Below are 19553 nucleotides of genomic sequence, written 5' to 3'. Positions count from 1 at the left end.
CGACGCTGACCGGTCACATACGGCCATCGCATGAAGATTGCAAGTCCCTTGCAGGCACAAATTCGAGCTATCCCGGATCGTGGTGGGATCACCGCTACGCGACGATGGCGCGCGGAAAGCATGCTTTGAAGCCTTCCGGCGGCGCGGCTCTTTTCAGCTCAGGCGCCCTTGAAGGCGCCCATCACCTTTTCGGCGGCTTCCTTACCGGGCTTTGCAACATCATCGGCCATTTTCCGGGCCGCTTCCTGCATCGTCCTTGCCTGCTCGACGGTAAATTCCGCCTGCTTGCGCACGAAAGCGGTCTGCAGTTCGACAACCTCGGAAAAGGACTTGGCGCTGATCAGCTGCTCCATGTGGGAGAGCGACATTTCCGTATTGGTGCGCAGCGCGTCCATCGCCTTCAGGCCGAATTCCATCGTGCCCGCCTGGGCCGAATGGATTGTGGATTGCATGGTCTGGGTGGCTTCCTCGGCGGCGTTTTTCATCCTACCGTAGGCATCGCGGGAACTGGTCGTGCCTTGTTCGGCAAATTCGCGCCAGCCTTGCGTGAGCTTGGCCGGATCGAAAGCGGAAAAAGAGAAAATATCGTCGGTAAAAGCCATATCCAGGTCCTCCAAAATCCGGTCCGGCGAAAAAACAGGCAGCGCCGGGCCTCCTCTGCCGTAAATATAGTCGATGCCATTGTGCATTGCAACATGAAGCAGTGAACAACCGGCCGGCGTTAACCCTGTTTACGCGTTCCTCGCCTCCCTTGTGGACCCTTCGAAGGGGGCGGGATATTAACAAGAGGTTAATTCCATGGCCTTATGGGCCGACAGGTAAATTCACAGGCTGGCCCATGTCTGACGTGCAATATCCTTTCATCGACGTCGCCGTACACGACCGTGTCAGCGAAGCCTTTGCTGCGGGTATGGCGGTCGTGCTTTTTTCCGCCGACCTGCGCTCGGTTTCCTGGGCGAACGGTCGCGGAGCGGCGCTGTTCGGCTTTGCCTCGATCTATGATTTCCTCGACCAGGGCCTCGACCGCGGAGAACTGATGTTCCGCCAGGTGGAGCCGGTGGCCCGTTCGCTCAGCGCCGTCGGCGATCGCCGCACATTTACCGTGCGCATCGCCTCCGGGTTCCTCAGGGTCGCCGTGCAGGCGCGCTGCGAGATGATCACGGTGCAGAACAAATCCTGCATCCTGCTCTGCGTGCCGGTCGACAACCAGAAGCTTTCGCTTGCCGAACGGGCAGCGCGACTGATCGAAGGGTTCGACGACCCCGAAACGCATATGGCCGTGCTCGACGAGCAGGGCGCGGTGCTGGCGCAATCCGGCCAGTTTCCGGCACTGGCAATTTCCGTGCAGACGACGCGCATGCTGGTGTCGATGGTCGGCAATGATCGCCACCGGCTGATCAAGCGGCCAGTCTCGACCTCCGGCGGTTATCTGCCGGCTGCGATCGGCCAGGTGTCGGAAGATCCGGCGCTCAACCTTCTCTTCGTCGTCGGCGCGACCCGCAGCCAGGATACAGCCGTAACCGCGCCTGCGTCCACCGAGGCGGTGGTGCCGGAAGCGCCTGCGATCGTTGCACCGGTACTGATGGCCAATGCCATGCCGGCTGCGATCGAGACGGCAGAGATCTCGTCCGGCGAGACGCCGGACTATGAGGATGCGCTCAGCGCGGTGGCCGCGATCGAGGACAATCCGGAGATCGAGGAAGAGATTTCGCTCGAGGGTACGCCGGATGCAGCCGAGCCGGCAGATGACATGGCAACCGGCGAAGAGCCGGATGCCTTGGCTGCCGCGAGCGATGCGGCGGATCTTTTGGCACGGGACGAGCCTGCAGCGGACGGTATCGGCGAGCATGCGCTGCAGCCGGAGAACGCCGGCGAAGACGAACCGCATGGCGAAAACCTTCCGGCCGACGATGTGATCCCACTCCCGGACGAGACGATGCATGCGGCAGACGATGCCGAGGCGGAGATGGATGATGCGCCGGAGCCGGCTGGCGAGATGGTCGCTCCGGAAGAGTCCATCGTCGTCGGCGAGGCTGAGAAGACGCATTTCGCAGATGCGACGGGTGGAGAGCCGGCCGAAGAGCAGGACGCGACGCTTCAGCATGCCGGCGAGACGGCCATTGTGGATGACACGGCCTCGGACGACGTGGTCTTGGATGACGTGGCGGCCGATCAGGCCGCTGAGGCTCACGATCAAGGAAACGAGCCCGTCGAGGCGCATCACTCGAGCGAAACCGCTGCGGAAGACGACGGCGCTGCGTTGGAGCAGACAGCCCATGGCGTGAGCGACGAAGCTTCTGCGGATACATCCGAGGCAATGTCCGAGGTTGCGCCCGAGGCGGTGCCCGAACAAGCGCCGGTTCTCGTCGATGACGACGCCGAGCTTGCGCCCGTGGCGGACGAGAAATTCGAGCCGCAGCTGCTGATGAAGACCGTGCGCTTCGTCTGGAAGATCGACGCTTCCGGCCGGTTCAGCGAAGTGTCGCGGGAATTTGCCGATGCCGTCGGGCCGCATGCAGCGGATATTTCCGGCATGGCATTTTCCGACCTTGCCGCACTTTTCAACCTCGATCCGGACGGCAAGATCGCCGAACTTCTCAGCCGCCGCGACACCTGGTCCGGCCGGACGATCTGGTGGCCGGTGGAGGGCACGTCTCTGGTCGTTCCGGTCGATCTCGCAGCCCTGCCGACCTATACGCGGGCGCGCGAATTCGACGGTTTCCGCGGCTTCGGCATCGTTCGCATGGGCGATGCGGCAGAGGATCCGAATGCGGCGGGACTGTCGCTCGGCAATCCGCATTTGGACAATGACGATGTGGCGGGCGACACCGCTCATGTCGACGATACAGCGGAGGCTCCTGCCACGGCCGGGGAAGGCCATGGCCTGATGGAGGCTGAGGCACCTGAGGCGAGCGAGCCTGCCGCCGAGGTGGTGGCAGATAACACCGGCGTCGCCGACGATATGCCGGAAGATACCGGCAATGAAGCCGCTCGGGATACTCTGCCACAGGACCATCAGTCCACGGACGACCTGCAACAGACGAGGCCTGCAAGCCACGAAGTGGAAGACGAGGCTGCCGTTCACGCAACGGCAGACGATGGCGCCGAACATGCGGCGGCGGACGAAGCAGATGCGGACCACCAGCCCGAGGAACAGCCGGCGGTCATCGACGAAGCTGCGCATGAATGGCCGGCGGGCGAGCCCCCGGCCCTGAGGCTGGTCGACAATCCCGGCCGTCGGATCTCCGACAAGGTGATCCATCTGGAGGAACATCGTTCGCGGCTGAGCCCCGGCGAACAGGCGAATTTCCAGGAGATCGCGCGCCGGCTCGATACATTCGTCAGATCGACGGAGGATGCGGAAGCAGGCCGCAAGGCCGAACCGGCCGCTATCGTGACCGAGGACGAGCATCAGGCGGCTACCACACCCTCGATGGCGGCGACGGATGATCACGATCATCAGCCCTCGCAGGCGACCGAAAATGAGAGCGATGGTTCAGACGTAGCGCACGGCGACGACCATATCGCGACGGCCGATGCGTCCACCTTCGATAGTGAAGTCGAAGCGTACGAGGCCGAGGATGATTCGGCCCCGGCTCCCGAGGCTGGTTTGGAACAGACTGGTTCGCAACAGGCTGAAGTCGAAGAGACCGGGGCAGACACATTGCAGGCTGCTGGCGAGATCGCCGAGCCTGAGACGCATGGCGTGGAAGAGCTATCCGACGCGGTGTCCGGTGACGATTTCGCCGGGCACGATGCCGCCGATGAGAGCAGTGTCGGGCATGGCGAAGGCTACGAGCGGGAGCAGGCAGAGACAGACCACCTCCCCTCGCCGGCAGATGCGGCAGCGCTTGCGGCGATGATGCCGGGGCGCGACCGGATCGGGCTTTCGGAAGAGATCATCGACCAGATGCCGGTGGCCCTGCTGGTGCATGCCGGCGACCGGCTGATCCATGCCAATGGCGAATTCCTCAAGATGACCGGCTATTCGACGCTCGAGGCTCTTGCCGATATCGGCGGGCTCGATGCGCTGCTGCAGCGGCAGGAACTGGAAGACAAGACCACCCATGCCGGCGGCATGGTGGTGGTGCGCGCCGATGACGTGATCGTGCCGGTCACGGCGCGGCTGCAGTCGATCCGCTGGAATGACGCTTCGGCGCTGATGCTGGCGCTGATGCCGGTGGCGGCCGCAGAGCCGGAACATCCGGAAACATCCGGCGCCAACGTGCTGCCGCTCAGGCCGCTTCGCACCGCCGACCAATTGGCCAAGCTGCAGGTCGAAGTCGACGAGATGCGGGCCATTCTGGAGACGGCGACCGATGGCGTGGTGATCATCGGGGCGGACGGCGAGATCCGCTCGCTGAACCGGGCGGCGAGCGCGCTGTTCAATTTCGATGCCGAAGAAATCAACGGCAAGCCCTTCGTCACGCTGTTTGCCCATGAGAGCCAGCGGGCAATCATCGACTATCTGGCAGGCCTGTCCGGCCACGGCGTTGCGAGCGTGCTGAACGACGGGCGCGAGGTGATCGGTCGCGAGGCATCCGGCGGCTTCATTCCGCTGTTCATGACGATCGGCCGGCTGACCTCGTCCAACGGCTATTGCGCCGTGATCCGCGACATTACCCAGTGGAAGCGGACCGAAGAGGAGTTGCGCACCGCCAAGCGTGCCGCCGAGACGGCCAATGCACACAAGAGCGAGTTCCTGGCGCATGTGAGCCACGAGATCCGTACGCCGCTCAATGCAATCATCGGCTTTGCCGACATGATGGCCTCCGAACGGCTCGGGCCTGTCGGCCATCCGCGCTATATCGAATATTCCAACGATATCGGCCGCTCGGGACGGCATGTGCTCGATATCGTCAACGACCTTCTCGACATTTCCAAGATCGAAGCCGGCGAGCTGGATCTCGACTTCGTCTCGGTCGGCCTCAACGAGACCGTGTCGGAAGCGGTGTCGCTGGTGCAGCCGCAGGCCAATGGCCAGCGCGTGATCATCCGCACCTCGCTCTCGCAGACCGTGCCGCAGGTGGTGGCGGATTTGCGCTCGATCAAGCAGATCGTGCTCAACATCCTGTCGAACGCCATCCGCTTCACCCCGTCCGGCGGCCAGATCGTCGTATCGACGGCCTATGAGGCGAATGGCAGCGTTGTGTTGCGGATCCGCGATACCGGCATCGGCATGACCCGCGCCGAGCTTGAGCTCGCGATGAAGCCGTTCCGTCAGGTGGCTGGTGCCTCGCGCAAGCGCGGTGACGGCACAGGCCTCGGCCTGCCGCTGACGAAGGCGATGGTGGATGCCAACCGGGCGAATTTCTCGATTTCGTCGGCGCCGAACGAGGGCACGCTGGTGGAGATCACCTTCCCCTCGCAACGGGTTCTGGCGAGCTGAGATCAAAAGGCGGGGGCTTGCCTCCCGTCCCCATGCGTCCTCTCCCATCCATGATGCGCGGTTGCGACATGATGGAAGAGCGGCTCCATAACGTGACTAAATATCACATTTTTCGCGCTATGCATGTATCCGGGTTTAAAAAGAAGGCAGCCGGGGCTGCCTTTAGAAATTGTGCTGTTCAACGACGACGGGGTGCGGGGTGCGCCTCAAGCTTCATCGCATGACGGTATTGATACACCGGTTCGGGCCGTTACGCCCCGCATTTGACGAACGTCACTCAACAACCGCTTAAACATGTCCCGAAATGAGACGGGTCCATGTATTGCTGCATCGCAGCAAGATCAGTTGGTCAGTTCTGCAAGCCTTTCGTAAAGCTTCAGCGCGTCTGGATTGGCGAGCGCTTCCCTGTTCCTGACCGGCCGCCCATGGACGATGTCGCGGACTGCGAGTTCGACGATCTTGCCGGATTTGGTCCGCGGAATATCCAAGACCTGAATGATCTTGGCGGGGACGTGGCGGGGGGACGCGCCGATGCGGATGCGGCTCTTGATTGCCCTCGCCAGCTCCTCATCGAGCGACAGCCCATCGGCGAGGCGGACGAAGAGCACGATGCGGACATCGTCATGCCAGTCCTGGCCGATGCAGATCGCTTCCGCCACCTCTTCCATCTGCTCGACCTGATTATAGATTTCCGCCGTGCCGATGCGCACGCCGCCCGGATTGAGCGTCGCGTCCGACCGGCCATGGATGACGAGGCCGCCATGCTCTGTCCATTCGGCGAAATCGCCATGGCACCAGACATTGTCGAAACGCTCGAAATAGGCGGCGCGGTATTTGGCGCCGTCCGGATCGCTCCAGAACATGATGGGCTGAGAGGGGAAAGCCCTGGTGCAGACGAGTTCACCCTTCTCGCCGCGGACAGGCCTGCCGTCATCGTCCCAGACATCGACGGCGAGGCCGAGCCCCGGTCCCTGGATCTCACCCTTCCAGACCGGCTTCAGCGGATTGCCGAGAACGAAGCAGGAGACGATATCGGTGCCGCCGGAGATGGAGGCCAGATGGATGTCCTCCTTGATGCCATCATAGACGAAGGCAAAGCCTTCCGGCGACAGTGGCGAGCCGGTCGAGGTGATCAGGCGGAGCGCCGAAAGGTCGTGGCTCTGTTTCGGCGCAATGCCGGACTTGCGCAATGAATCGATATATTTCGCGGCAGTGCCGAAGACCGAGAAATGCTCCTCGGCGGCATAATCGAACAGGACATTGCCATCCGGGGCAAAGGGCGAACCGTCGAACAGGCAGAGCGTTGCGCCGACAGCAAGCCCCGAAGCCAGCCAGTTCCACATCATCCAGCCGCAGGTGGTGAAGTAGAAAAGCCGCTCGCCCGGCTCGATGCCGCAATGGAGCCGGTGTTCCTTCAGATGCTGCAGCAGCGTTCCGCCGGCCGAATGGACGATGCATTTGGGAATGCCGGTCGTGCCGGAGGAAAAGAGGATATAGAGGGGGTGGGAGAAGGGCAGTTGCGGGAAATCGAGCGGCCCGGCCTCATAGCTCGCCGTCAGCTCGGGATAGGTTCGGCCATTTGTCAGGCTGCCGGCAAGCGCCGCCGCATCCCCGGCATAGGGCACGACGATGACCGGCACGTCGAGGATCGCGGCCACCGCCTTGACCTTGTCCGCCACATCCTGCCGCTTGCCGCCGTACCAGTAGCCATCGCAGGCGATGAAGAGCTTCGGCTCGATCTGGCCGAAACGGTCGAGCACGCCCTTTTCGCCGAAATCGGGCGAACAGGACGACCAGATGGCGCCGAGAGAGGCCGTGGCCAGCATGGAGGCGATGGTCTCCGGCAGGTTCGGCATCATTGCAGCGACGCGGTCGCCCTTGCCGACGCCAAGGTCGCGAAAGGCCTGCTGCAGTTTCGACACCTCGTCGCGCAGCCTGCCCCAGGTCCATGCATAGGAAACCTTGTCTTCACCGCGGAAGATCAGCGCCGTGGCCGTTTCGGCACCGGCATGGGCCAGAAGGTTTTCCGCGAAGTTCAGCCGTGCCTCGGGAAAGAAGCGCGCGGCGAGCATGTCGTCGCCGTTGAGCAGGGCCGTTGCGCCGCGCTCGCCCACCACGCCGCAGAAGTCCCAGATAGCCGACCAGAAATCCTCGCGTTCGGCGACCGACCAGGCGTGGAAGGCATCATAGTCCGCAAAGCTTCTTGCGTGGCGCTTCTCGCACCAGCGCATGAACCGATAGAGCGGTGTGGCGCGCTGTTCGTCTTCGGACGGGGTCCAAAGCGGCTTTTCCTGATCGACCATAATCCTCCCTTTCATCGCTTTGTGTCCGGCCTCCCCCTGCCGGCACACGCGGATGTGTATAAGATGTCGCAGGCTGCGGTCGTGCAAGCCCATTTCTCGATGGACTGCCTGAATTGCGCCTCAACTGCATTTCCTATATGCGCCTTGCATGTTCACAAAAGCCGCCCACACCATCCGCAGGCATGCCAGCCGGCCCTATGGCCGAGTGCTGCTGATCGCGGCTGCGCTGGTGATCCTGGCGGTTGCGATTTTCCGGATCGTCACACCCTTCCTGATCTCGGAGAAAATGATCAGGGAGCATATCGAGCAATCCGTCGAACAATGGACCGGACACGAAGCGACGATCGGCGGCGTGTCTACGATCCGCTTCTGGCCGCATCCGAAGGTGACGCTTTCCGATATCACCATTCAGCGCAGCGGAACCGAAGACCAGAAGGTGCTGGCGAAGATCGATTCACTATCGGCGTCGTTCGACCTGATGGAGGCCTTGCTGGATCGCCCGGTATTCAAGGACTTCAGGCTCGTCCATCCGCGTGTCTATCTCGACCGCGACGCTGATGGCCATCTGCGCTGGGCGCAGGGTGGCCTGCTGATGGACGCGATGACGAAAGTCACGGCCAATGGCGACCACCAGACGCTTCCCGCCGGGCTCGATGCTCCGGTCGGCGAGATGCAGGTGATAAACGGGGTAATCGAGATCGCCGCCGGCCCCGGCGAGGCAGCGCTGCGCATCGACGCGATCGACGGCAGAATGGGTTGGCCACACCTTTCTGCGCCTGCTTCGGGGCGAATGGAAGCGATGCTGCGCGGCAAGAAGATCGAGCTCGACCTGCGCAGCACCCAGCCGCTTCTGCTTCTCGACGGGCGAAGCGGCGAATTTCAGGGGCGGGCGAACTCGGATTTCGGCCAGGCGACATTCGATGGCATCGCCAGCCTGACCCGACGAGGCTATTTCTCCGGCGATGCCGAATTGCAGGCTTCCGACATGCCGGCGCTGATGCGCTGGGCCGGGTTCAATCCCGCGCTGGTGGACGGGCTGCAATCGGCCTCCTTCAGCGCCAAGCTGATTGCCGACCGACAGGAATTGCGGTTTGAAAATCTATCCCTCGGGCTCAATGACGAGCATGCCACCGGATTGATGGAAGTCGACATACCCGATGCCGGCCGCTCGAAACTGTCCGGCACGCTGGCCTTCGACCGTATCGATCTCCTGCGCCTGCTTGCAGCACTCGAACCGACGATCATGAAGGAGCCGCATGCGCTTCCCTCGCTGATGACCGATCTGGAACTCGATCTCAGGCTCTCTTCGCAGATTGCGACGCTCGGCGCAGTCCAGATCCATGACATTGCGCTCGGGCTGATGAACGTGTCCGACCAGTTCCGTCTCGACATACTCGACAGCGACCTGCAGCCGGGGCGCCTGACCGGCAGGATCAGCACGATCAAGGAAACCAAGGGCGTGGAACCGGCCGGCAGCGAAGCGTCCGGGAAGGACGACAAGCGGCGGGCGGTTGCCTTCCGCGCGTCGATCCGCGGCGCCGATTTCGCTGCGCTTGCGCAGCAATTGCAGCTTGCGGGACCGATACCGCAGGCGCAGGGATCACTCGACATCGCGCTCGACGTGCCTCAGCCGATCAACGAGGGTGCCTGGAACGCCGCGACTGGCTCGCTGAGCTTCCAGGCCGGTCCCGGCAGGTTGACCGGAGTAGACATGGCGGTGATCCGCCAACTGGCCGGGCAGAAACCCTATTTCCCGCTCGGCGCCGCAGCCACCGGCGCGGTGGATTTCGACAGCATCAATGCGTCGGCGGTGATCCGCGACGGGATCGCCAATTTCGACAAGGCCGAGATTGCCGGACGAAACGAGACGATCTCGATGAAGGGGGCTGTGCCGCTTGCCACCCGCAGCCTGGCGCTTTCGGCTTCGGTCCTGTCGAAGGATGGCGGCGCGCCGCTCGGCTTTTTCATCGGCGGCGCATGGCCGAGCCCCATCCTCTGGCCAACGGCAGCGCCTCAGCAAAAAGCCAGCGAATAGAGCGCCGAACCCGGTCAACGGCCTCAGGCCGACGCGCCGCGAATGGCCAGATGTTCATCGCGGATGCGCTTGATCTCGGCCCGCTTGGTCATCAGCGAGGCGATGATCACACCCACGGTGACGAGCGCGATGAGGATCGTGCAGATCGCATTGATTTCCGGTGTCACGCCGAGGCGAACCTGCGAATAGATCTTGATCGGCAAGGTCGTAGCGCCCGGACCGGTGTTGAAGCTCGCCAGGACAAGGTCATCGAGCGACAGGGTGAAGGCCAGCATCCAGCCGGCCAGCACTGCGGGCAGGATGAGCGGCAGCGTGATCTTGAAGAAGGTCTTGACCGGCGGGCAGCCGAGATCGAGTGCAGCCTCTTCCAGGCTGCGGTCGAAGGTCAAAAGACGCGACTGCACAACGATCGCCACGTAGCACATGGTGAAGGTCGTGTGGGCGATTATGACGGTCCAGAAGCCGCGATCGACATTGAGCGCCACGAAGAGAAGCAGCATCGAGAGGCCGGTGATGACATCCGGCATGACCAGCGGGGCATAGATCATGCCCGAGAACAGGATGCGGCCGAAGAATTTCTCGAAGCGGACCAAAGCGAGTGCTGCCAGCGTGCCGAGCACGGTGGCGACGGTGGCGCTGATGACGCCGACGCGGGCGGTCACCCAGGCGGCATCCATCAGGCCCTGATTGGACCACATGGTGCCATACCATTGCAGCGAGAAGCCGCCCCAGACCGTCACCAGCCGCGAGGCGTTGAAGGAATAGACGACGAGAATGACGATCGGGATGTAGAGGAAGGCGAAGCCGAGCGTCAGGATGGTGATGTCGAAGCGTGAGGACTTCATGTCAGGCCACCTTCTTCTGCATGTTCTGGAACAGCGCAATCGGCACGACGAGCAGCACGAGCAGCACGACAGCCACCGCAGATGCCAGCGGCCAGTCGCGATTGCCGAAGAACTCGGTCCAGAGCGTCTTGCCGATCATCAGCGTGTCGGCGCCGCCGAGAAGATCGGGGATGACGAATTCGCCGGTGATCGGGATGAAGCAGATCAGCGCGCCGGCGATGACGCCCGGAAGCGAGAGCGGAAAGGTGATTTTCCAGAAGGCCTTGAAGGGCGTGCAGCCGAGATCGGCGGCGGCCTCTAGAAGCGTATGGTCCATCTTTTCCAGCGCGGAATAAAGCGGCAGGACCATGAAGGGCAGATAGGAATAGACGATGCCGATGAAGACGGCCGTGTCGGTGTGGAAGATCTCCACCTGCTGGTCCGGCCCCATCAGATGCAATGTCTGCAACAGAAGCGTCAGCAGTCCGTCGGGCTTGAGGATGCCGATCCAGGCGTAGACGCGGATGAGGAAGGAGGTCCAGAAGGGCAGGATGACCATCATCACCAGCGTCGGGCGGATATTGTTCGATGCCCGCGCCATGGCGAGCGCCATCGGATAGCCGATCAGCAGGAGAAGCGCGGTCGAGATGAAGGCGATCCTCAGCGACGAGAGGTAGCTGTCGATGTAGAGCGGGTCGTCGGTGAGGAAGAAGTAGTTTTCGAAATCGAGCTGCGAGATGAAATCGCCGATCGCGCCAAAGCCGTCGAAAACCGGCGTATAGGGCGGCATGGCGATCGCCGTGTCGGATAGCGAGATCTTGAAGATGATCAGAAACGGCGCTGCAAAGAACAGGAGCAGCCAGATATAGGGCACGAGGACGACGAACCAGCGGGTCCAGGAGGGACCGCTCGCAGGCTTTACATCGGACGGGCTGGTTGCCGCGATATTGGCCATGGTCACCCTCCCCTAGCGCGTCAGAACCAGGCCGGCGTCATGCGACCAGGTGAGCCAGACCATGTCGCCGAAGGTGATCGGCCGGTCGACGAGGCGCGAGACATTGGCCTGGGCGGCGCGCAGGATGCGGCCGTCCTCCGCGCGGACGAGAAAGAGCGAGAAATCGCCGAGATAGCCGATATCCCAGACTTCGCCATAGAAGCTGTTGACCGTGGTGTCGGCCGGCGCATCGAGCGAGATGCGCACCTTTTCCGGGCGGATGGCGAAGGCAACCGCGTCTCCCCTGACTGCCTGGCATTCCTGATCGACAGCAACGGCGAGGCCGTCGCAATCCAGCTTGACGACACCGGGGGCACCGAGCGCGCTCGCCGTCTCGGTGATCTTGCCCTCGAGAATGTTGATGTCGCCGATGAAATCCGCCACGTAGCGGCTGTTCGGCGCCTCGTAGATTTCCGATGGCGTCGCCACCTGCACGATGACGCCCTTGTCCATCACGGCGATGCGGTCGGACACGGTCATCGCCTCTTCCTGGTCATGGGTGACGATCAGGAAGGTGAGGCCGAGCGTGTGCTGCAGGTCCATCAGCTCGAACTGGGTTTCCTCGCGCAGCTTCTTGTCGAGCGCGCCGAGCGGTTCGTCGAGCAGCAGCACCTTGGGGCGCTTGGCGAGCGAGCGGGCAAGCGCGACACGCTGGCGCTGGCCGCCGGAAAGCTGGTTGGGCTTGCGCTTGGCGAACTGTTCGAGCTTGACGAGTTTCAGCATCTCCTCGACGCGGGCCAAGATCTCGCCCTTGGGGAGATTGTCCTGCTGCAGGCCGAAGGCGATGTTCTTCTCCACCGTCATATGCGGGAAAAGCGCATAGGACTGGAACATCATGTTGGTGGGGCGGCGATAGGGCGGCACGCCGCGGATATCCTGCCCCTGCAGGAGAATGCGGCCTTCGGTCGGCTCCTCGAAACCGGCCAGCATGCGCATCAGGGTGGTCTTGCCGCAGCCGGAAGGGCCAAGCAGGGAGAAGAATTCCTTCTCGTAGATATCAAGCGTCAGATTGTCGACGGCGGTGAATGTGCCGAAGCGCTTGGTGATATTTTCGAAACGGATGAAGGGGACCGCATCAGGGTCGGTCCAGGGAGAGAATTTGCGCTTAACCGGTCCGAGAGATTTCGCCATGCGGATGCCTTGCCCCAGCTTGTCTTCTAGTCTCAGCGTCGTTTGAAATGAAAAGGGCGGGTCGAATGCCCGCCCTTGCCGATCGGTGATTACTTGCCGGTCTTGATCTGGGTCCAGAGCCGGTTCAGTACGCGCTGCGACTTGGGATCGTAGGGCGAGATGGTGAAGAGGTGCTTGGCGACCTCTTCGGGCGGATAGACGTTCGGGTTGTCGAGGATTTCCTTGTCGACGAACTGCTGCGAAGCGAGGTTGCCGTTGGCATACTGGACGTAGTTCGACGCCTTGGCGATCACCTCGGGCTTCATCAGGTAGTTGATGAAGGCATGGGCCTCGTCGACATTCTTCGCATCCGCAGGGATGGCGAGGTTGTCGAACCACATATAGGTGCCTTCCTTGGGGATGATGAACTGGATGTTGACGCCGTTCTTGGCTTCCTCGGCGCGGGTCTTGGCCTGCAGCACGTCGCCCGACCAGCCGATCGTCATGCAGATGTCGCCATTGGCGAGATCGTTGATATAGGCGGCGGAGTTGAAGGTCTTCGCATAGGGGCGGATCTTCTTGTAGACTTCGCCGGCTGCCTCGAGATCGGCGGTCTTCTTGCTGTCCGGGTCCTTGCCCAGATAGTTGAGGGCAATCGCGAAGGTTTCGTCGGAGGCATCGAGAATGTTGACGCCGCAGGCCTTCAGCTTCTTGGCATTTTCGGGCTTGAAGAGGACATCCCAGCTGTCGATCGGAACATCCCCCAGCACCTTCTTGACCTTGTCGACATTGAAGCCGATGCCGGTCGTGCCCCACATGTAGTTGACGGCATACTGGTTGCCGGGATCATACTTGGCGAGGCGGTCCATGACCTGCGGCCACATGTTCTTCAGGTTCGGAAGCTTGGACTTGTCGAGTTTCTGGAAGACACCGGCCTGGATCTGGCGGGCGAGGAACGGACCGGTCGGAACGACGACATCATAGCCGGAGCCACCGGCAAGAAGCTTGGTCTCAAGAATGTCGTTGGAATCGAACACGTCATAGACGACCTTGATGCCCGTCTCCTTGGTGAAATCCGTCAGGATGGATTCATCAATATAGTCGGACCAGTTATAGACGTGGACTTCCTTCTCCTGCGCCATCACAGCGGTCGAAAAGACCGTAGCAGCAAATGCTGCTGCAAGGCCAAGTATATGGTTTCGCATGATTTCTCCTGTTCCAGCTCCGACATTGCGAGAGGTTCGCGACCTCTTTTCCGCATGCCATTCCCTCTTTATTTTTAAGTAGAGTAGAAAGGATTTTTGCGAGCCACAAGTGGTAATGTGCAGTGCCGCAAAGCTTCTGTCTTTCTATTGGAAATCGAACGCGCTCAATCCGGTCACCATTTCGTCCAGACCGAGCGGGCGGGTGATCGGCGGCTCGGCTCTCGAAAGGCAGGCCTTGCGCTCGCAGATCCTGCAGGCGGGGCCGGCAGCGACCGAAAAGCCCGAGGCCGGCAAGGCTGCGGTATAGACCACCTCGCCGGCATGGGCCATGTCGCAACCGATGAGGATCGCCGTGCGCCTGATCCTTTCGCCGAAATCGGCCTGCGGTCCTTCCAGCGTTCTGGCGACCGCGAGAAAGGCATCGCCTTCCGGCATGTCCACCCGATCGACCAGGATGCGGCCGGGCTCGGCAAAGGCGGAATGGATGTTGAGCTTCGGACACTGGCCGCCGAACCGCGCGCGGGGAAAGCCCTGCGCCCCGGCACGGCGTACGACATGGCCGGCATGGTCGATTTCCATCAGGAAGAACGGAATGCCTGCGGCATCCGGTCGACAGAGCGAGGTCAGGCGGTTTGCGGCCTGTTCGAAAGACACATCGAAGCGTGAGCGCAGGATATCGATGTCATAGCGCGCCCTGACGGCGGCAGCGAGAAAGCTGCCATAGGGCATGAGCAGCGCGTGGGCCGCATAGCGGGCAAGCTCGAAGCGGGCGATGCGGCGGGCTTCCGCCGTCTGCAGCGAGAGGGTGTGGAGCTCGGCGTCGATTGCCGGCCCGATCGCCAGCAGCGCCACTTCCATCGCCAGTTCGCGGTTGCGATCGAAGGGTGACAGGCGCTCGGAGAGGAAGAGCCGCATGCTGTGGCGGTCGTAGCGGCGGCGCAGGCTCGGCATGACATGGGTCGGCAGTGTGCGAACCGTGATGCCGCGCTCGGTCTTCAGCCAGTTGCGCAGCGCCGAGGGCGGGTCGTCACCCGCCGCAAAGCCCTTGCCGAGTATCTCGGCGGCGTCTTCGATACCAGCGAAAAAATTCGGGCGTCGCTCGAAGGCCTGGCGAACCTCGTCGATCGGCATGTGGCTGCCGGCGGAGGCCATTTCACGACCTTCGCTGGCAAGCAGTGTGGCGAGATCGGACAGACGGCCGGCCTGTTCGCGATAGGCACGGTAGAGCTTGACGGTGGCGAGCGCTGCATTGGGTGCGGCCTCCGCCACCTCGACGATTTCCTGGTCACCGGGGATTTCTCCGGCCAGAAGCGGATCGGCAAAGACTTCGCGCAATTGCCCCGACAGTCCGCCGCCCTCTCCCTGCAGCGCATCGAGATCCAACTTGTAGGTGGCGGCGAGCTTCAACAGCAACTGCACGGTCAGGGGCCGCTGGTTGCGCTCGATCAGATTGAGATAGGAGGGCGAGATATCCAACGCCCCCGCCATCGCCGTCTGGGTCAGGCCCATCCCCTGCCGGACGCGCCGGACACGGCCGCCTGCGAATACTTTCCGCTCCACGATCGACCTCCTCCTGTCAAATCTTTACGCGGTTCGATTTTTACAATTTTTACTTCGTCACACGCAGCCTTGTGTAAGTCATGACAACATAACTCGTTTTATATCACAGACTTATGGAATGATAATCATCAATTCTGTAAATATTACACAGGACATTTGCTTGGAGGCGGATGACCGAAACGAACGGGAGAGAGAGACTATGACTGGTTTTGACAGGCTGATCGCCAATGCACCGCAAGGCCGTTTCGACGGCATCACCCGCCCCTATTCGACAGAGGACGTGACGCGGCTGCGCGGCTCGATCGAGATTCGTTACTCGCTGGCGGAAAAGGGCGCCAACCGGCTGTGGTCGCTGCTGAGACACGAGGATTTCGTCAATGCGCTCGGCGCCATGACCGGCAACCAGGCGATGCAGCAGGTTCGCGCCGGCTTGAAGGCGATCTATCTCTCCGGCTGGCAGGTGGCTGCAGACAGCAATACGGCGTCGTCAATGTATCCCGACCAGTCGCTCTATCCGGCCAATGCGGCACCGGAACTGGCGCGGCGGATCAACCGGACGCTCCAGCGGGCCGACCAGATCGAAACCGCCGAGGGCAAGGGCCTGTCGGTCGAGACATGGTTCGCCCCGATCGTTGCCGATGCCGAGGCCGGTTTCGGCGGACCTCTCAACGCCTTCGAGATCATGAAGGCGTTCATCGAGGCGGGCGCGGCCGGCGTCCATTTCGAAGATCAGCTGGCATCGGAGAAGAAGTGCGGACATCTGGGCGGCAAGGTGCTGATCCCGACCGCGGCGCATATCCGCAACCTGACGGCGGCGCGGCTTGCGGCCGATGTCATGGGCGTTGCGACACTGGTCATTGCCCGCACCGATGCGGAGGCGGCCAAGCTCCTGACATCCGATATCGACGAGCGCGACCGGCCGTTTGTCGACTACGATGCCGGGCGCACGGCGGAAGGTTTCTACCGGGTGAGGAACGGGCTTGAGCCCTGCATCGCCCGCGCGATCGCCTATGCGCCATACTGTGATCTCATCTGGTGCGAGACATCGAAGCCCGACCTCGAACAGGCCCGCCGGTTTGCCGAGGGCGTGCAGCGGGACCATCCGGGCAAGATGCTCGCCTATAACTGCTCGCCGTCGTTCAACTGGAAAAAGAACCTCGACGACGCGACGATCGCGAAGTTCCAGCGGGAACTCGGGGCGATGGGCTACAAGTTCCAGTTCATCACGCTGGCCGGTTTCCACCAGCTGAATTTCGGCATGTTCGAGCTGTCGCGCGGCTACAGGGACCGGCAGATGGCCGCCTATTCCGAGCTGCAGGAAGCGGAATTCGCCTCCGAGGTCAACGGCTATACGGCGACCAAGCACCAGCGCGAGGTCGGCACCGGCTATTTCGATGCCGTGTCGATGGCGATTACCGGCGGCCTGTCGTCGACGACCGCCATGGGAGAATCCACCGAGCACGCGCAGTTCAGGCCGGCGGCGGAGTGATTGGGCCGAAGAAAGACCCCTCCCCACAAGGGGGAGGGCTTAACCAAGCTTTCCCGGCAGTGCTCAAAGACAGAAATGGGCGGTAGCCACAGGTCCTCTCCCCCCTTGTGGGGGAGATGCCCGGCAGGGCAGAGGGGGATTTTGCCACCGGAAGAAAGCCTATGCAAACCAACGGATTGACTATCAGAAACCAACGAAAGGAGACCCCGAAATGACGATCCAGACCCCGATCAAGACCCATGTCAAGGAACGCGCCGAGGAACAGGCGAGCGCCATGACCGCTGACCAGCAGACCGCAATCCGGGCGCTGGCCAACGACCTGCACCGGCTGAACCATGCCGTCATGAAGGCGGTCGAGGCCGGCGTCTCGGTCGAATTGATCCGCTCGGCCCGGCATCACGGCGGCGATGGCCACTGGGGCGACCTCATGGTTCCCGTCGTCATGACCAACAGGCTCTCTTGACCGCGGTCACGCCATCGTGGCGCTGAGCCACGAGGCTGCGGCTTGCGCGATTGCCCAGGCAGCCCCCCAGCCTGCCGCCGGAGCAATGCCAACACCGGCCGGGCGCCTGCCCACAAGAGCCGGGTTCATGCCGACCGCTCCATGCGCATGTGGCGTAATGCCGGCCGGGATACCTTCCTGAACCCCGCAAAGAGAAAGGGCGGCTGCAGCCGCCCTTTCTCACTTTCCTTGATGGGATGTTCGGAGGCTCAGGCAGCCTGCCCGAAGCGGCTGGAGACGCGTGCCGCGGCATCGATGCGGAACTGCTGCAGCAGGTCGAAGAGCGCCTCGGTCTCTTCCGCCAGACGACGGCTCGCATCGCTGGTCTCGGCCACCATGGCGCCGTTCTGCTGGGTCATCTGGTCCATCTGGTTGACGGACTGGTTGATGTTCTGCAGCGCCGCCGACTGGTCGCGGCTTGCGGTGGCAATCGTCTCGACATGGTGGCTGATGACGACGATCTCGCTGCTGATGGTTGCGAGAACTTCGCCGGCCTGCTGGACGAGCGAGGCGCCGGCACCCACCTCGTGGGTCGACTGGTTGATCAGGCCCTTGATCTCCTTGGCCGCATCGGCGGAACGCTGGGCGAGTTCGCGCACTTCCTGGGCAACCACGGCAAAACCCTTGCCGGCGTCGCCGGCGCGGGCGGCCTCGATACCGGCGTTGAGCGCCAGGAGATTGGTCTGGAAGGCGATGTCGTCGATCACTTCGATGATCAGCTCGATCTTCTGCGAGGCGTCTTCGATCCGGCTCATGGCCTCGACGGCATTCTTGACGACGGTGCCGGAATTGTCGGCGCTCTTCTTCGTCTGCGAGACGGCATCGTTGGCCTCGCGAGCACGATCGGCGGAGGAGCGCACGGTTGCGGTGATCTCGTCGACGGCCGCAGCCGTCTCTTCGAGCGAGGCCGCCTGGCTTTCAGTGCGGCGAGACAGATCGGCGGAGGAATGGCTCAGATCGGCGCTGCTCTTCTGGATCGCCATGGTGCTCTGGCGAATATGGGCAAGCGTGTCGCGCAGGCGGATGATCGAACCGTTGAAATCGGTGCGCAGCGGTTCGAGCTTGCCGGAGAAGGGCTGGTCGATGGTAACCGAAAGATCGCCGTTCGACAGTCGCGACAGGGCGGCGCCGAGTGCCGTCACCGCCTGATCGATTTGGCCGTCGACCATGCGCTTGTCGCTATCGCTGCGTTCGCGTTCTGCTTCCGCCTCGGCGCGATGGGTGGCGCTCTGCTGCTCGATGCGCAGCTTTTCCAGCGCATTGTCGCGGAAGACCTGGAGTGCACGGGCGATATTGCCGAATTCGTCGGTGCGGGCGGTGTAGGGAATGTCGGCACTGTTGCCGCCGGCAGCGATCGTCCGGACCGAGCCCGTCAACACGCCGAGCGGGCGGATGAGGGCGCGGATGACGAAGTAGCTTGCCACAGCAATGACCAGCAGCGCGATGAGAGAGGTGATCGTCAGGGCAAGGCCGACCGAGGCGATATGGCTGAAATAGACCTGCATCGGGATGCCGATGAACAGCACGCCGCTGACGGCACCGGACGCATTGACGATCGGGAAATAGGCGGTCATGAAATCGCGCCCGAACAGGACGGCCGGGCCGACATAGGGCTGTCCCTTGGCAAGGGCTGCCTGCGCCGGGTGATCGGCGGCAAGCTTGGTGCCGATGGCACGCTCGCCCTTTTCGTTCTTCACGTTGGTGGAGATGCGGACGTAATCGCCGCCCTGCTTTTCGAAGACCGTCGCAACGCCGCCGATGGCGTTGGCGGTACGGTCGACGAGATCGTGGCCCTTCAGGGTCCCCTCGCCTGCAGCTACCCTGTCGAGATTGCCGTCCTTCAGCGAAGCGCTGGCGCCCGGCAGTTCGGCTTCGTAAAGCAAGCCCATGGTTCGGATGGAATTGTTGGCGTCTTCCAGGGCAGCCGCCATGATGTCACTGCGGTAATAGCTGTAGGCGAGGCCCGCAACCGCGGAAACGGCAACCGTAATCAGGAAAAGGCAAAGAAAAACGATTTTCGAAACAACGGAGGAAGGCAGGATGTTCTTCATCATGGACGACTCTAGCGGGAAAAACCTCCGCGATCATCCGTGACAGGTGTGAAAAATTGCTGAATTTGACAAATGGTAAGGAAATTGGCCG

Annotated in this window: 13 protein-coding genes; 4 read left to right on the top strand and 9 right to left on the bottom strand. The window is 62.3% G+C overall.

The features are described 5' to 3' along the window. Positions 1-158: 158 nt before the first annotated feature. Positions 159-602: a phasin family protein gene (locus NCHU2750_RS01660; RefSeq protein ID WP_119942819.1), complete on the bottom strand. Its 444-nt coding sequence runs from the start codon at positions 600-602 to the stop codon at positions 159-161. Between the two features lie 236 nt (positions 603-838). On the opposite strand from NCHU2750_RS01660, the gene NCHU2750_RS01655 reads away from it, so the two are divergent. Then, positions 839-5389, top strand: a complete 4551-nt coding sequence (locus NCHU2750_RS01655) for an ATP-binding protein (protein ID WP_245480308.1) — start codon at positions 839-841, stop codon at positions 5387-5389. Positions 5390-5730: 341 nt separating this feature from the next. Here NCHU2750_RS01655 and NCHU2750_RS01650 read toward each other — a convergent pair whose 3' ends face one another. After that, complete coding sequence (locus NCHU2750_RS01650) at positions 5731-7707, bottom strand: acetoacetate--CoA ligase (RefSeq protein WP_502703812.1); 1977 nt, start codon at positions 7705-7707, stop codon at positions 5731-5733. A gap of 133 nt (positions 7708-7840) precedes the next feature. On the opposite strand from NCHU2750_RS01650, the gene NCHU2750_RS01645 reads away from it, so the two are divergent. Beyond that, on the top strand, positions 7841-9727 hold the full coding sequence (locus tag NCHU2750_RS01645) for an AsmA family protein (RefSeq protein ID WP_119938867.1): 1887 nt from the start codon (positions 7841-7843) through the stop codon (positions 9725-9727). Positions 9728-9750: 23 nt separating this feature from the next. Here the strand turns inward: NCHU2750_RS01645 and NCHU2750_RS01640 are convergent, their stop codons facing one another. From NCHU2750_RS01640 to NCHU2750_RS01620, 5 genes are all read right to left on the bottom strand, one after another. Then, entirely contained in the window at positions 9751-10572 is an 822-nt protein-coding gene (locus NCHU2750_RS01640; protein WP_119938866.1) for an ABC transporter permease, read from the bottom strand. Between the two features lies 1 nt (position 10573). Continuing rightward, positions 10574-11506: an ABC transporter permease subunit gene (locus NCHU2750_RS01635; RefSeq protein ID WP_119938865.1), complete on the bottom strand. Its 933-nt coding sequence runs from the start codon at positions 11504-11506 to the stop codon at positions 10574-10576. Positions 11507-11518: 12 nt separating this feature from the next. Beyond that, positions 11519-12676 (bottom strand): ABC transporter ATP-binding protein, encoded by a 1158-nt coding sequence (locus NCHU2750_RS01630; protein ID WP_119938864.1) that lies wholly within the window; start codon positions 12674-12676, stop codon positions 11519-11521. Positions 12677-12765: 89 nt separating this feature from the next. Next, a complete protein-coding gene (locus tag NCHU2750_RS01625; protein ID WP_119938863.1) occupies positions 12766-13860 on the bottom strand; it encodes a polyamine ABC transporter substrate-binding protein in 1095 nt (364 codons plus the stop codon). Positions 13861-14004: 144 nt separating this feature from the next. Next, entirely contained in the window at positions 14005-15423 is a 1419-nt protein-coding gene (locus NCHU2750_RS01620; protein WP_119938862.1) for a helix-turn-helix domain-containing protein, read from the bottom strand. 196 nt (positions 15424-15619) lie between these two features. On the opposite strand from NCHU2750_RS01620, the gene aceA reads away from it, so the two are divergent. Together aceA and NCHU2750_RS01610 are read left to right on the top strand one after the other, a co-directional pair. Beyond that, the gene (aceA, locus tag NCHU2750_RS01615) at positions 15620-16909 is read left to right on the top strand and encodes an isocitrate lyase (protein ID WP_119938861.1); all 1290 of its coding nucleotides are present in this window, start codon (positions 15620-15622) and stop codon (positions 16907-16909) included. Between the two features lie 211 nt (positions 16910-17120). Beyond that, positions 17121-17372 (top strand): SMc00767 family acetate metabolism repressor, encoded by a 252-nt coding sequence (locus tag NCHU2750_RS01610; protein WP_119938860.1) that lies wholly within the window; start codon positions 17121-17123, stop codon positions 17370-17372. Between the two features lie 6 nt (positions 17373-17378). Here NCHU2750_RS01610 and NCHU2750_RS31110 read toward each other — a convergent pair whose 3' ends face one another. Together NCHU2750_RS31110 and NCHU2750_RS01605 are read right to left on the bottom strand one after the other, a co-directional pair. Next, the gene (locus NCHU2750_RS31110; protein ID WP_256377697.1) at positions 17379-17501 is read right to left on the bottom strand and encodes a hypothetical protein; all 123 of its coding nucleotides are present in this window, start codon (positions 17499-17501) and stop codon (positions 17379-17381) included. 119 nt (positions 17502-17620) lie between these two features. After that, positions 17621-19462, bottom strand: coding sequence for a methyl-accepting chemotaxis protein (locus tag NCHU2750_RS01605; RefSeq protein WP_119942815.1), 1842 nt, complete (start codon positions 19460-19462; stop codon positions 17621-17623). Positions 19463-19553: the final 91 nt, after the last annotated feature.

The sequence above is a fragment of the Neorhizobium sp. NCHU2750 genome, assembly GCF_003597675.1.
Taxonomy (GTDB): domain Bacteria; phylum Pseudomonadota; class Alphaproteobacteria; order Rhizobiales; family Rhizobiaceae; genus Neorhizobium.
Note: the sequence above shows the minus strand (reverse complement) of the source record. Positions and strands in the feature narration are given on the sequence as shown.